The 13,506-nt window shown below is 72.0% G+C and carries 14 protein-coding genes; 7 read left to right on the top strand and 7 right to left on the bottom strand.

Going from position 1 to position 13,506, the window contains the following annotated elements; genetic code table 11:
- Positions 1–135 precede the first annotated feature (135 nt).
- Both HCC61_RS05555 and HCC61_RS05550 read left to right on the top strand, forming a co-directional pair.
- Complete coding sequence (locus HCC61_RS05555) at positions 136–846, top strand: DUF1707 and DUF2154 domain-containing protein (protein ID WP_169134132.1); 711 nt, start codon at positions 136–138, stop codon at positions 844–846.
- 225 nt (positions 847–1,071) lie between these two features.
- Positions 1,072–1,443, top strand: a complete 372-nt coding sequence (locus HCC61_RS05550) for a WhiB family transcriptional regulator (protein WP_169134131.1) — start codon at positions 1,072–1,074, stop codon at positions 1,441–1,443.
- A 130-nt stretch (positions 1,444–1,573) separates the two neighbouring features.
- Here the strand turns inward: HCC61_RS05550 and HCC61_RS05545 are convergent, their stop codons facing one another.
- Together HCC61_RS05545 and HCC61_RS05540 are read right to left on the bottom strand one after the other, a co-directional pair.
- Complete coding sequence (locus HCC61_RS05545) at positions 1,574–2,920, bottom strand: GDSL-type esterase/lipase family protein (protein ID WP_169134130.1); 1,347 nt, start codon at positions 2,918–2,920, stop codon at positions 1,574–1,576.
- A 234-nt stretch (positions 2,921–3,154) separates the two neighbouring features.
- The gene (locus tag HCC61_RS05540) at positions 3,155–3,736 is read right to left on the bottom strand and encodes a TetR/AcrR family transcriptional regulator (RefSeq protein WP_169134129.1); all 582 of its coding nucleotides are present in this window, start codon (positions 3,734–3,736) and stop codon (positions 3,155–3,157) included.
- A gap of 233 nt (positions 3,737–3,969) precedes the next feature.
- On the opposite strand from HCC61_RS05540, the gene HCC61_RS05535 reads away from it, so the two are divergent.
- On the top strand, positions 3,970–4,422 hold the full coding sequence (locus tag HCC61_RS05535; RefSeq protein WP_169134128.1) for a GNAT family N-acetyltransferase: 453 nt from the start codon (positions 3,970–3,972) through the stop codon (positions 4,420–4,422).
- A gap of 129 nt (positions 4,423–4,551) precedes the next feature.
- Here HCC61_RS05535 and glpX read toward each other — a convergent pair whose 3' ends face one another.
- Positions 4,552–5,586, bottom strand: a complete 1,035-nt coding sequence (gene glpX / locus HCC61_RS05530; protein ID WP_169134127.1) for a class II fructose-bisphosphatase — start codon at positions 5,584–5,586, stop codon at positions 4,552–4,554.
- A gap of 239 nt (positions 5,587–5,825) precedes the next feature.
- Here glpX and HCC61_RS05525 point away from each other — a divergent pair, with 239 nt between their 5' ends.
- A complete protein-coding gene (locus HCC61_RS05525; protein WP_346777039.1) occupies positions 5,826–6,476 on the top strand; it encodes a DUF4245 domain-containing protein in 651 nt (216 codons plus the stop codon).
- A 114-nt stretch (positions 6,477–6,590) separates the two neighbouring features.
- Here HCC61_RS05525 and HCC61_RS05520 read toward each other — a convergent pair whose 3' ends face one another.
- From HCC61_RS05520 to xseA, 3 genes are all read right to left on the bottom strand, one after another.
- Positions 6,591–7,184, bottom strand: coding sequence for a malonic semialdehyde reductase (locus HCC61_RS05520; RefSeq protein ID WP_169134126.1), 594 nt, complete (start codon positions 7,182–7,184; stop codon positions 6,591–6,593).
- Positions 7,185–7,321: 137 nt separating this feature from the next.
- On the bottom strand, positions 7,322–7,699 hold the full coding sequence (locus tag HCC61_RS05515; RefSeq protein ID WP_169134125.1) for an exodeoxyribonuclease VII small subunit: 378 nt from the start codon (positions 7,697–7,699) through the stop codon (positions 7,322–7,324).
- A gap of 9 nt (positions 7,700–7,708) precedes the next feature.
- Complete coding sequence (gene xseA / locus HCC61_RS05510; protein WP_169134124.1) at positions 7,709–8,923, bottom strand: exodeoxyribonuclease VII large subunit; 1,215 nt, start codon at positions 8,921–8,923, stop codon at positions 7,709–7,711.
- A 193-nt stretch (positions 8,924–9,116) separates the two neighbouring features.
- Between xseA and HCC61_RS05505 the strand changes: the two genes are divergently transcribed.
- Entirely contained in the window at positions 9,117–10,193 is a 1,077-nt protein-coding gene (locus HCC61_RS05505) for a 4-hydroxy-3-methylbut-2-enyl diphosphate reductase (RefSeq protein ID WP_169134123.1), read from the top strand.
- A 114-nt stretch (positions 10,194–10,307) separates the two neighbouring features.
- On the opposite strand, the gene HCC61_RS05500 is transcribed toward HCC61_RS05505, so the two are convergent.
- Positions 10,308–10,925, bottom strand: coding sequence for a DUF6542 domain-containing protein (locus tag HCC61_RS05500; protein WP_169134122.1), 618 nt, complete (start codon positions 10,923–10,925; stop codon positions 10,308–10,310).
- A gap of 358 nt (positions 10,926–11,283) precedes the next feature.
- On the opposite strand from HCC61_RS05500, the gene ychF reads away from it, so the two are divergent.
- Positions 11,284–12,372 (top strand): redox-regulated ATPase YchF, encoded by a 1,089-nt coding sequence (gene ychF, locus HCC61_RS05495; protein WP_169134121.1) that lies wholly within the window; start codon positions 11,284–11,286, stop codon positions 12,370–12,372.
- A gap of 375 nt (positions 12,373–12,747) precedes the next feature.
- Positions 12,748–13,500, top strand: a complete 753-nt coding sequence (locus tag HCC61_RS05490; RefSeq protein ID WP_169134120.1) for a GntR family transcriptional regulator — start codon at positions 12,748–12,750, stop codon at positions 13,498–13,500.
- The last annotated feature ends 6 nt before the right edge of the window (positions 13,501–13,506 follow it).

The raw sequence follows: 13,506 nt of genomic DNA, 5'->3' as shown, positions 1-13,506 counted from the left end.
GGACCGCGCGCCTCGGGCGGGCCGGGCGGACCGGGGGCGCGGGTCCGGCGGGGATCCGGGCGCGCGGCTCATCGATGCCGTCCGATGCCGCCGGTGGTCTAGTCGCGATCTATCGCGTTTGGGTACGCTGCCCGTGTGACTGACTCTCCGCTCGAAAAGAAGCCCCGCCCCGCCGGACCCGAGACCGCGCCCGCCGTCAAGGACGCGGAGTCCGCGGCCGTCTCGGTGCGCGCCTCGGACGCCGACCGCGACCGCGTCGCCGACATCCTCCGCGAGGCGCTTGCGGAGGGCCGGATCGACGCGGAAGAGCACTCGGAGCGCATCGACTCCGTCTACAAGGCCAAGACCGTCGGTGAACTGGAGCCTCTCGTAAGGGACTTGCCCGTCGGACGGCCCGAGGCGTCCGCGGCGCGCGAGGCCGCACCCGCGGAGTACCGGCCGGAGGCGCCGGCGGCCGGCGACTACTCGAAGGACAACCTGGTGGCCATCTTCAGCGGTTCGGTCCGCAAGGGCCGCTTCCGGGTCCCGGCGAAGATCAACGCCGTCGCCTGCTTCGGCGGCGTCGAGATCGATCTGACCGAGGCCGTCTTCGAGCGGCAGCACGTCCAGATCAACGCGACCGCGGTCTTCGGCGGGATCGAGATCCGCGTCCCGGAGAACGTCACGCTCCGGCAGAAGGGCGCGGGGATCTTCGGCGGCTTCGACGTGCGCACCGGGGAGTCCGACGATCCGCACGCCCCGGTCGTGCTCGTCGAGGGCGCGGCCGTCTTCGGCGGAGTGGACGCCAGGCCGAAGCGCGGCAAGCGGCTGCGGGACCTGCGCGACCGTCGCCGAAAGGAGCTGTGAGCGAGCGGTTCCGCGAGGCGGCACGGGCCCTGCGCAAGGCGCGTCCGGGGCGGGACGGCGGGCCGCGGACGGAGGCCGCACAGAGAATCCGTCCGCATTCCTACGGTATGCATACCGGTGCGTACAGCGGGTAGAGCCTGGGCATCGTCGTACGGCGGCAGCGCGAACTGCCGTGCGCAGCAAGTCGGGTGAAGGTACCCCCCGTCGTCCCGTCAGGAGTAGACCGTGCTGCAACCGCCGCGTCAGTCCCTTCAGGCAGCCCCCTCCGTCCCCGTGCCGCGAGCGGCCGCGCGTGAGGACGAAGAGGGTCCCTGGCACTCGGAGGCGGTCTGCCGCCGGGATGAGGCGGGACTGTTCTTCGCCCCTTCGAAGGAGCCCACGGCGGCGAGGCTTTCGCGCGAGCAGGCGGCCAAGCGGGTCTGCGCCCGCTGCCCGGTGATGATCGAGTGCCGTGAGCACGCGCTGGTGCTGCCCGAGCCGTACGGCGTGTGGGGCGGACTGACCGCCGCCGAACGGCGCGTGGCGCTGGCCAGGCGCCGCAGGCGTGAGGCGGCCGTCGCGGCGGGCGAGGCCGGGCAGGTCTCGCGCATCGCCTGAGCCACGGGCCTCCGGCGCGGTGCCGCCGGGCGGGATGCCGTCCGGTGCGGCCCTCGCGTCGGCAGGGCCGCGGAGCGGGGCGGTCGTTCTGCTCCACGGCGCCGCTCCGCTCCGCGTGCCCCTGCCGTGATCAGGCGCCGGTCTCTCCGAGTTCACGGCCGCTCTTTCCGAGGTCACAGGTGTCCTCGACGTCACGGCCGTCCTCAAGGTCACGGCCGTCCTCGACATCACGGCCGTCGTCGAAGGCGCCTTCCGCGCCGAAGGCGAGCTTCGCGAAGCGTTCGCCCATCAACCGGTGCGTGGCGGCGTCCGGGTGGAGCCCGTCGGGTAGCGGCAGCCCGGCGTGGTCGGCCTCGCCGTAGAGCCCGAGGCCGTCGAGATGGTGCAGGGCCGGGTCGTCCCCCGCGCGCTGCCGCACGATCCGGGCCAGTTCGTCCCGTACGACGCGCAGCGTCAGCTTGCCGTACGCGCGCTCCGCGGGGTCGCCCGTGGCGCGGAACCGCAGCCGCCCGGCGCTCAGTTCGGTGAGGTCCGGCGCGGTGGGCCCGGGTGTGTCCTCGTGAACGGGGCAGTGGACGGGGGAGATCACCAGCAGCGGTGTCGCGGGGTGGCCTTCGCGCACCGTGTCGAGGAAGCCGTGCACGGCGGAGGTGAAGGCGCGCAGCCGCATCGCGTCGGCGTTGACCAGATTGATGCCGATCTTGACGCTGATCAGGTCGGCCGGGGTGTCGCGCATCGCGCGCGCGGTGAACGCGTCGAGCAGGGCGCCCCCGCCGAAGCCCAGATTGACCAGTTCCACACCGCCGAGCGCGGCGGCGAGCGCGGGCCAGGTCGTGGTGGGACTCGCGGCGTCGGAGCCGTGGCTGATCGAACTGCCGTGGTGCAGCCACACCTTGCGGCCCGGTCCGTCGTGTACGGGCGTGACGGGAGCGTCGGTGCGCAGGGCCACGAGCTCGGTGGTCTCGTTGTGCGGCAGCCATATCGCGACGTCCTTCGGGCGGTCCGGCAGGCCGTCGAAGCGGAGGGTTCCGGGCGCTCCCTCCCGGTGCTCGGCGGTCCCGGCAGCCATGTCGATGGCGAGGGTGCTGCCGCCGGGCACGCTGCCCCGGCCGGTGAGGCGGCCGTCGACGAGCAGGTCGTACACGCCGTCCGGGCGGGCCGGCAGACCCGCGTAGACGCGCTTGGTGGGCAGGGTCTCCAGCTCCACGGCGGTGGCCCGGGTACGGAAGACCAGCCGTACGCCCGAGGGCTGGGACTCGGCCATGGCGAGCTGTGCGTCGGTGCACTGCGCGCGGGCGCGCGCGGGCAGCCGGTGGGGCAGCACGCCGTGCGCGGTGCGCTCCAAGTCGAGGGCGCCGCGCAGCAGTTCAGCGGTGACGGGCGTGGTGATCCAGCTCCGGTCCCCGGATGGGGCGGAGTGGCGGGACCGTCCGGACGGCTCGTTCTGCTGGGTGTGTTCGGTGTGTTCGGTGTGCATGGTCTCGGCCTGTCGGGTCGGTGGTCGGGATGGTGGGCGGTGCGGGGTGCGGGGTGCGGGGTAGGGGGTGCGAGGCGCGAGGTCCGGAGCGCGGACTGGGGCCTGCGGACTGGTGACTTGGGGCTGAGGACGGGGCCTGGTGGCCGGGGCCTCGGGGCGGAACTCCATGCCGGGCTCCGCGCGGAACGCTGTCGGCCGGGTCCGGTGGTCAGGCTCGGCGGCCGGGCCCGGCGGTCAGGAACCCGGGCCGGGCGCGGGCCAGTTCCGCAGCAGCGCGTCGAGGGCGTCCAGCACACGCGACCACGTCTCCTGCGTATCGGGCGCGCTGTGGCTGAATCCGCCGCCCAGCTCCAGGCTCACGTAGCCGTGGAAGACGCTGCCGAGCAGCCGTACGGCATGGGTCTGGTCCTCTCCCGTCAGGTCGTAGCCGCGCAGGACGGCACGCGTCATCTGCGCGTGCCGGACGCCCGCGCTCGCCGCCGCCGTCTCGGTGTCGAGCCTGAGCTGGGCCGCCGCGTAGCGCCCCGGGTGCTCGCGGGCGTAGTCGCGGTAGACGTCGGCGAGGGCGACGAGCGCGTCCTTGCCGGCCCGCCCGGCGAGGGCGTCGGCGGCCCGTTCGGCCATTTCCTCCAGGGCGAGCAGGGCGATCCTGGTCTTCAGGTCCTGTGAACTCTTCAAGTGCGAGTACAGGCTCGCGACCTTGACGTCGAAGCGCCTGGCGAGCGCCGAGACGGTCACCTGCTCGAAGCCGACGTCGTCTGCCAGCTCCGCCCCGGCCCGGGTGAGCCGCTCCGCGGTCAGGCCCGCGCGTGCCATGGGACCGCCCCCTCTCGTACGACGAAAGCCCGAAGGCCCGAAAGCCATTGTGGATGTGCCTAATGCTTTTAGGCAAATGGGATTCCGTCATAGGCGAGAGCGGGCAGGCAAGAGCGGGCAGGCAAGAGCGGGCAGACAAGGGCGGGACAGGGCAGAGGCCCGTACTGGAGCCGCGGTGGCCGTGCATGTCCGGTTCACGCGTCCGAAACAGGCTCCCGGCACAATCGCGCCGCATGAGGATCGAGCAGGTCGAATGGACGGACCCGGACGCCCTCGCGCTGCGCGCCAGACAGCGCGTCGAGATCGCCGAGAGATACGGCACCACGGACAGCGAGCCCGGTACCGCGCCCTCGGAAGAGGACGTCGTGGCGTTCTTCGTCGCGTACGAGCACGGCGGCACGGCCGTGGGATGCGGAGGACTCCGCGAACTCGGCGACGGCGTGGGCGAGATCAAGCGCATGTACGTGACCCCGCCCTGGCGCGGCTCGGAGTTCGCGTCCCGGATCCTGGGGGCCCTGGAGGACTGGGCGCGCGACAAGGACTGGAAGAGCCTGCGGCTGGAGACCGGGGACCGCCAGCCCGAGGCCGTCCGCTTCTACACGCGCGCGGGCTACGAGCGGATCCCGAACTTCGGCGCGTACGCGGGGGTTGAGGCGTCCCGGTGCTTCGAGAGGCTGCTCCGGTAGGTCCCGTCCTGCGGGTCCCGTCCGGTGGGTCCTGGCCGGTGGCTCCTGACCGGTGAGCCCCGTCCGGTGGGCCTTCGCGAGCCCCGGCCCGTGCGCAGCCGGGACTCCTCGACGCGGCCTGACTACCGCCTACCGCGCGCGGTCGAAGTCGACGGCGCTGTAGGCGCGCAGCTTGGAGAGCTTGTGCGTCGAGTCGATCATCCGGATCGTGCCGGACTTCGAACGCATCACCAGCGACTCGGTGAAGGCACGCTCGCCCCTGTAGTGCACGCCGCGCAGCAGTTCGCCGTCGGTGATCCCGGTGGCCACGAAGAAGACGTTCTCGCCGCTGACGAGGTCCTCGGTGTGCAGCACCCTGTTCAGGTCGTGCCCGGCGTCGAGCGCCCGCTTCCGCTCCTCGTCGTCCTTCGGCCAGAGCATGCCCTGGATCGTGCCGCCCAGGCACTTGATCGCGCAGGCCGCGATGATGCCCTCCGGCGTACCGCCGACGCCCAGCAGCAGGTCCACGCCCGTGCCCTCGCGTACGGCCATGATCGCGCCCGCGACGTCGCCGTCCGAGATGAACTTGATGCGGGCACCGGCCTCCCGCAGCTCCTTGACCATGCCTTCGTGGCGCGGACGGTCGAGGACCACGACCGTGACGTCGTCCGGAGTGCAGCCCTTCGCCTTCGCCACGCGGCGGACGTTGACCGCGGGCGGCGCGGTGATGTCCACGAACTCCGCGGCGTCCGGGCCCGTGACGAGCTTGTCCATATAGAAGACGGCACTCGGGTCGAACATCGAGCCGCGCTCCGCCACCGCCAGCACGGAGACCGCGTTGGACATGCCCTTGGCCGTGAGGGTGGTCCCGTCCACGGGGTCCACCGCCACGTCGCACTCGGCGCCCGTGCCGTCACCGACCCGCTCCCCGTTGAAGAGCATCGGTGCCTCGTCCTTCTCGCCCTCGCCGATGACGACCACGCCGTTCATCGAGACCGTCGAGACGAGGTGGCGCATCGCCTTCACGGCCGCGCCGTCCGCGCCGTTCTTGTCGCCGCGCCCCACCCAGCGGCCGGTGGCCATCGCGCCGGCCTCGGTGACCCTTACGAGTTCGAGTGCGAGGTTGCGGTCCGGGGCCTCGGGGCTGACGTCGAGCGGGGGAGGGAGGTGCTGATGATCGGTCATCGGGGCACACCTTTCTGCTCGGCTGAAGTCGCGGCCGGGCTGAAATCGAGGGTGCTTCGAGGGTACCCAGCATCCGTCAGAGTGAGCAGGGGGCCCCACGGATGAGCAGTTGAGCAGGGGTGCGTAGCGGGACATGTCCCCGAGTACGCGACAGAGCCACCGTGTGCCGACCGTCCCCGCGCCCCCGGTCCGAGGGCCCCGCGGACGGGCCGTGCTCCCGCATGAGCGACCATGGGGGCGTGGCAGCAGAAGCAGAGCAGGCGGAGAGGCGGCAGCGGGTGCGGACCGTGCGGGGCATGGTGCCGTCGCTGGCCGTGGTCCTGCTCGCGGCGTTCTTCATCTACCTCTTCGTCCCGCACGACGACAGCGCCGACCCGGTCAAGCCCGTCGGCTACAAGGTCGAGCTGGACTCCGCTCGCCGTGCCGCGCCCTATCCCGTGCTGGCGCCCGAGGGGCTCCCGTCGAAGTGGCGTGCCACGTCCGTGCGTTACGAGGCCGACGGCCCGGAGGGGCGTGCCTGGCACCTGGGCTTCGTGACGCCGGACACGCAGTACGCCGCCGTGGAGCAGAGCGACGAGCCCCGCCCCGTGAAGTACATCGAGGACGTCACGCACGGTGCGCGGAAGACCGCGAAGACCGTGCGGGTGCGCGGCGAGGAGTGGACGCGCTACGAGGGCGGGAGGTACGACGCGCTAGTACGGAAGTCCCCGGCCGGGGACGCTCCCGGCAGGGGCCGCGCGGACGGATCCGACCGCGCGACCGGATCCGGCAGGTCCCGCCCGTACACCACCGTCGTGACCGGCACGGCCGGCTTCGGGCAGTTGAAGACGATGGCAGCCGCGCTCAGCCCGGGCTGGGACCGGGGCGGGGGCGGCGCCGGCAAGGGCTGAGTCCTTCCCCCTTCCCCCGCACCTTCGCCGCCCCCGCTCGCCGCTCACGCCCCCGCTCGCGACTACGGCCCGAACTCCGGCCCACAGCCCGAACTCGCGCCTACGGCCGGGCAGTCAGAGGGTCGTGACCGCGTCCTCGTACGTGAGCCGCGGCTGCCGCGGCCGGTACGCCTCCTCGCCCGGCTTGCCGATGTTGATCACCAGCAGGGACTTCTGCGTCCCGTCGCCGAAGAACTCCTTGTCGACGCCGTGCCGGTCGAAGCCGCTCATCGGGCCCGCGGCCAGCCCGGCCGCGCGGACGCCGACGATGAAGTAGCCCGCCTGTAGCGAGGCGTTGAACGTGCCGGAGGTCTCCCGCACCTCCGCCTCCGAGAAGAAGGTGTCCTTCAAGTCCGGGGCGTGCGGGAGGAGTTCGGGCAGCCGCTCGTGGAATTCGAGGTCGACGGAGAGGATCGCGGTGAGCGGAGCCGTGGACGTCTTGGGCCGGTTGCCCTGCGCCATGTGCTTCAGCAGCCGGTCGCGGGCCTCGGCGGAGCGGACCAGCGTGATCCGCAGGGGGGACTGATTGAAGGCGGTCGGGGCGTACTTGACCAGCTCGTACACCGCCTGTATCTGCTCGTCGCTCACCGGCTCGTCCGAGAAGGTGTGCGCGGTGTGCGCCTCGCGGAAGAGCAGGTCCTGGGCGGTTCGGTCGAGGGCGAGAGTCATGTGGGGAAGCCTTGCCTTTACGCGCTGTCGATACGAACGAACGGCCCGCCGCAGGCGGCGGACCTCATAACACCCCCGCCAACAAACGGACCCCGCGTAATCTTCCGCTTCACCGCAGGCGCTTGTGTGTGTCCTGGTCAGCGACGGTCTGCCGCGTCCTCCGCATCGGTGCCGCCGGAGAGCGGGCCCGACTCCTCCGCCCCGGCGCCGGCCTCGTCCGCCCACGCCTCGTCACCCTCGGGATCCGCGTCGTCGCCTGCCTCGGCTTCCGCCTCCAGCACGGCGTCCAGCCGCGCCCTCGCGCCCTCCAGCCACTCGCGGCATACGCGGGCCAGCTCCTCGCCGCGCTCCCAGAGCGCCAGCGACTCCTCCAGCGTGGCGCCGCCGGCCTCCAACTGCTGCACGACACGCACCAGTTCGCCCCGGGCCTGTTCATAGCTGAGTGCGGAGTGCGCCTGCTGCCTGTCCGTCTCCGTCTCCACGCCCGATTCCGTCTCCGTGTCGTCCGAGGTCATACGGCAACCCTAAGCGTCCGGTCCGACCGTGACGCCGAACTCGCCCTCCGCGACCCGGGCCCGCAGCTTCTCCCCCTCCGAGGTCTCCTCCGCGGCCCTGATCACGCTGCCGTCCTCACGTTGGAGCACCGCGTATCCCCGCTTCAGCGTCGCCGCGGGGGAGAGCGCGACGACACGGGCACGCGTGTGCGCCAACTCGTCCTCGGCGCGCTCCAGCCGGTGTCCCAGCGTGCGCCGGGCGCGCGCCAGCAGATGCCCCAGCTCCTCCGCGCGCTCCTCGGTCATCGCGTGCGGATCGGCCATGACGGGACGGCTCAGCACGTCGGCGAGGCCACGCTCCTCCCGGTCGAGGAAGCCGGTGATCACGCGGTACGCCCGCGCCCTCAACTCCCGTACACGCTCGTGCTCCTCGCCCACGTCCGGCACGACGTCCTTCGCGGCGTGCGTCGGCGTGCGGGAGCGCAGATCGGCGACGAGGTCGAGCAGGGGCGCGTCCGCCTCGTGCCCGATGGCCGAGACCACGGGCGTACGGCAGGCCGCGACCGTGCGCACGAGCTGCTCGTCGGAGAACGGCAGCAGGTCCTCCATGCTGCCGCCGCCGCGGGTCACGATGATCACGTCCACATCGGTGCGCCCGTCCAACTCCCGCACCGCGTCGATCAGCTGGGGCACCGCCCGTACGCCCTGGACCGCCGTGTGCCGGACCTCGAAGCGGACGGCGGGCCAGCGCTCGCGCGCCGTGTGCAGCACGTCCCGCTCGGCGTCGGAGGCACGGCCCGTGACGAGCCCCACGCGACCCGGCAGGAACGGCAGCCGCAGCTTGCGCTCCGCCGCGAACAGCCCTTCCGCGGCAAGGGACTTCTTCAGCTGCTCCAGCCGCGCCAGCAGCTCGCCGATGCCGACCGGGCGGATCTCCGCGGCCCTCAGCGACAGCGTGCCCGCCCGCCCGTACCAGACCGGCTTGGCGTGGACGACGACACGGGCGCCCTCGGAGACGACGTCCTTCACGCGGTCGAAGACGTCACGGAAACAGGTGACGCTGATGGAGACGTCGCGCGAGGGGTCCCGCAGCGTGAGGAACGCCATGCCCGCGCCCGGCCTCGGCGACAGCTGGATGATCTGCCCCTCCACCCACACCGGGCCGAGCCGGTCGATCCAGCCGCCGATCAGCCTGGAGACCTCGCCGACGGGAACCGGGGCCTCGGGAGTGGTGATGAGAGCCATACGAGGACACTAACGGCCGCCGCCGACAACGCCGGTCCGCGGCGGGGGCACGTGACCGGGGCCCCGGCCGTGGCCTGCGGAGGAGGCCCGCGGACGAGGCCCGCGGACCGGCAGCCCCCGTTCGCACGGCCGCACCGGTGCTCCCTGCCGCCCGTCGAACGGCGAGCGCCCTGTGCGCCCTTACGATGGACGCATGTCTGCAACGCCCTCGCATCCCCCCGGGCTCCGCCCCGGGGAGACCCCAACGTCCGCTGCCGACGCCCCCGAGACCACCGACGCTCCCGAGACCACCGCCGCGCCCGGCGACCGCCGCCGCGTGCTGCTGGCCGCTCCCCGCGGCTACTGCGCGGGCGTCGACCGCGCGGTCATCGCCGTCGAGCAGGCCCTGGAGCAGTACGGCGCCCCCGTCTACGTACGCCACGAGATCGTGCACAACAAATACGTGGTGAAGACGCTCGAGAGGAAGGGCGCGATCTTCGTCGAGGAGACCTCCGAGGTGCCCGAGGGCGAGATCGTCATCTTCTCCGCGCACGGCGTCGCCCCCGCGGTCCACGAGGAGGCCGAGCGCGGCAAGCTGGCCACCATCGATGCCACCTGCCCGCTGGTGACGAAGGTGCACAAGGAAGCGGTGCGCTACGCCAAGGAGGACTACGACATCCTCCTCATCGGCCACGAGGGCCACGAGGAGGTCATCGGCACCAGCGGCGAGGCGCCCGAGCACGTGACGCTGGTCGACGGCCCGGACGACGTGGAGAACGTCGACGTCCGCGACCCGGAGAAGGTCGTCTGGCTCTCGCAGACCACGCTCTCCGTCGACGAGACGATGGAGACCGTCGACGCCCTCAAGGGCCGCTACCCGAATCTGCTCTCCCCGCCCAGCGACGACATCTGCTACGCGACGCAGAACCGCCAGACCGCCATCAAGCAGGTCGCCAAGGACGCCGACCTCGTGCTCGTCGTCGGCTCGAAGAACTCCTCCAACTCCGTGCGCCTGGTGGAGACCGCGATCGCTCACGGCGCCCGCGACGGCCACCTGGTCGACGGCGCGGAGGAGATCGACGAGGCCTGGCTCGAGGGCGTGACCACGGTCGGTCTCTCCTCCGGCGCCTCGGTCCCCGACGTGCTGGTCGACGGGGTGCTGGAGTGGCTCGCGGAGCGCGGCTGGGAGGACGTGGAGATCGTCCAGCCCGTCGAGGAGCGCATGCAGTTCTCCCTGCCGAAGGAGCTGCGCCGGGACCTGCGCGCGGAGGCGGCCCGCAAGACGGGCTGACGGCCGCCCGGCGAGGTGCGTACGCGACGGCGGGCGAGGCATGCGACGCCGGGTGAAGTACGCGGCCCCCGGGCGGAGTTCAGGCCGGGGGCAGCCATGGGGAACGGCTGAGGTTCAGCGCGCCTCGTCGGCCTGCGCGGCCTCTTCCTCCGCGTCCTCAGCCTCCATCAGCGCCCGTACGCGCGACCGCTGCACCATCAGCGCGATCTTTCGGGTGCTCGCGATGAGCACCGCGAGCAGCGTGCCCGCGTAGAGCCAGAACGCGTTGACGGCGAGGGCGGGGAACAGGTTCGTCAGCCGTTCCGTGTAGCCGGGGCGGCTCTCGCCGCCGCCCAGCAGGAAGAGTCCGGCGGTGAAGGCGAGCGGCACCGCGACGGGTGCGGCGGCCAGGTCGGTGGGGCGCACCCACACCGCGCAGGCCACGCTGACGCCCAGGAAGACACCCCCGTACACGGTGGGCGAGCCGCCCAGCAGCCACGCGTCGGCGGCGCCCGCCAGCACCATCAGCACCACGCCCATGAGGCCGCAGCCGAGCGCCGTGAGGCGGGCACGCGGCAGCCACGAGAAGGCGTCGGTGAGGGGCTCGGGGATCAGCGGGAAGCGCAGCTGCGCCTGGTAGAGCGCCGCGGCCTCCTGCCGTACGGCGCCTGCTACGGGCCGCCGCCGGGGTTCGCGGGAGGCGGCGCCGGCGTCGGGTGTGTGCTCGGGGACGCCGCCCGGACCGGCGGGCACGGCGGCGGCCGACTGTGTGGTGCGGGGGGTCTTCGCTCCGCGCGCGGGACGGTGCTGCCGGTGCGCTTCGTCGTTCGGCTGCCCCTGCGGCCGTTCCTCCGGCCCTTCCTGTGACCGCCCCTGTCTCTTCCCCTGGTTCCGCCCCGGCCCCTGTCCCGGCCCCTGACCGGGGTCTTTCCCACCCGTGTGAGCGCTGTGCTGCTGTTCCACTGCTCCAACGTAGGCCGCGTAACCGCTGTTCACCGCGGACGGACACGCATTGGCCGTCAGTTCGAGCCGTAGACTGGTGGACCGGCCGGGCGCGCGCCGTCCGCCGCATGCTCTGCACACCTCGGATCTCGCTACGGGAAGTCGCCTCGTGTCGCTCACCATCGGAATCGTCGGCCTGCCGAACGTCGGCAAGTCGACCTTGTTCAACGCCCTGACCAAGAACGAGGTGCTGGCGGCCAACTATCCGTTCGCCACGATCGAGCCGAACGTCGGCGTCGTCGGAGTGCCCGACCCCCGGCTGGCCACGCTCGCCGAGCTGTTCTCCTCCGAGAAGGTGCTGCCGGCCACCGTCGACTTCGTCGACATCGCGGGCATCGTGCGGGGTGCGAGCGAGGGCGAGGGCCTGGGCAACAAGTTCCTGGCCAACATCCGCGAGTCCGATGCGATCTGCCAGGTCATCCGGGCCTTCCATGACGAGAACGTCGTACACGTCGACGGCAGGATCTCGCCGAAGGACGACATCGAGACCATAAACACCGAGCTGATCCTCGCCGACCTCCAGACCATCGAGAAGGTGCTGCCCCGGCTGGAGAAGGAGGCCCGGGTCAAGAAGGAGAAGCAGGGCGAGGCCAGGGCCGTGCAGGAGGCCAAGGACATCCTCGAGCAGGGGCGCACGCTCTTCTCCGCCGGTCTCGCGCAGGGCAGCGAGGCCGCCGCGCCCCTGCACGACCTGCATCTGCTGACGACCAAGCCGTTCATCTACGTCTTCAACGTCGACGAGGACGAGCTCACCGACGAGGAGTTCAAGGAGAGCCAGCGCGCGCTCGTCGCGCCGGCCGAGGCGGTCTTCCTCAACGCCAAGCTGGAGGCGGACCTCGCCGAGCTCGACGAGGAGGAGGCGCTGGAGCTGCTTCAGACCGTCGGGCAGGACGAGCCCGGACTCGCGACCCTCGCGCACGTCGGGTTCCGCACGCTCGGGCTCCAGACGTATCTGACGGCGGGCCCGAAGGAGTCCCGCGCCTGGACGATCAAGAAGGGCGCCACCGCTCCGGAAGCCGCCGGTGTCATCCACACGGACTTCCAGCGGGGCTTCATCAAGGCGGAGATCGTCTCGTTCGACGAACTGGTCGAGACGGGCTCGGTCGCGGAGGCCCGCGCGAAGGGCAAGGCCCGCATGGAGGGCAAGGACTACGTGATGCGCGACGGCGACGTCGTGGAGTTCAGGTTCAACGTCTGACGGCGCGGGCGGTGCGGGCCGGGCTGCCGGCGGCGCAGCGTCCGCGAGCACGGCGGCCACCCCCGCGGCGGTGGCCGCCTTTTCGCGTCTGCCTCCGGTCTGCGTTCCATGCGTCTTCTGCCGCCCCTCGGGCATGAAAGCGCGGCGCGCGTGCGGGAGTTGGGGCGGCGAGTACAGGGCCGCCGCGGCGGGGTGGAATGTGAACGAATCGGGCTCGGTGTGGAGGCGCTGAGCAGCTACTCATCACATCGGGTGAAACTCTGGGCGTCGGTTGCGAGCCACAACCGTGAGTTGCGAAGCTGTTGCCCATTGTCAACTTCACCACCTGTCGCGACCCATTCAGGGACCGGCCTTTCGAGAACGGGGAGGGCACTCGTGCCATTCGGTGAACAGCCCGCCTACCTCCGCGTCGCCGGCGATCTCCGGCAGAAGATCATCGGCGGTGATCTCCCGCCCCACACCCGGCTGCCCTCGCAGGCCCGCATCCGCGCGGAGTACGGCGTCTCGGACACCGTCGCCCTGGAGGCCCGGAAGGTCCTGATGGCCGAGGGGCTGGTCGAGGGCCGCTCCGGCTCCGGCACTTACGTGCGCGAGCATCCCGTTCCCCGCTGCGTCGTCCGCAGCGGCTTCCGGACCCTGGGCGATTCCACGCCGTTCCGCCAGGAGCAGGCCGACGAGGACGTGAAGGGCAACTGGGAGTCGCGCAGCGAGCAGGAGGACGCCAGCCCGCTCATCGCGGAGCGGCTGCGCATCGCCCCCGGTGACCGCGTGATGCGGACCCGGTACGTCTTCCGTGCCGAGGGCGAGGCCGTGATGCTCTCCACCTCGTGGGAGCCCCTCTCCCTCACGGGCCGCACGCCTGTGGTGCTCCCCGAGGACGGGCCGCTTGGCGGCAAGGGCGTGGTGGAGCGGATGGCGGCCGTCGATGTCGTCGTGGACAACGTCGCGGAGGAGGTCGGCGCCCGCCCGGGGCTGGCCGAGGAGATGATCGACCTCGGTGGCGTTCCCGGGCACCACGTGCTCGTCGTCAGCCGCACGTTCTTCGCGGGCGGACGTCCGGTGGAGACGGCGGACGTGGTCGTCCCGGCGGACCGCTTCCGCGTCTCGTACCACATGCCCGTGAAGTGAACGCCC

Source organism: Streptomyces sp. HNM0575 (assembly GCF_012726265.1).
Taxonomy (GTDB): domain Bacteria; phylum Actinomycetota; class Actinomycetes; order Streptomycetales; family Streptomycetaceae; genus Streptomyces.
The sequence above is the reverse complement of the archived record's forward strand: the minus strand, read 5'-3'. Positions and strand labels throughout refer to the sequence as shown.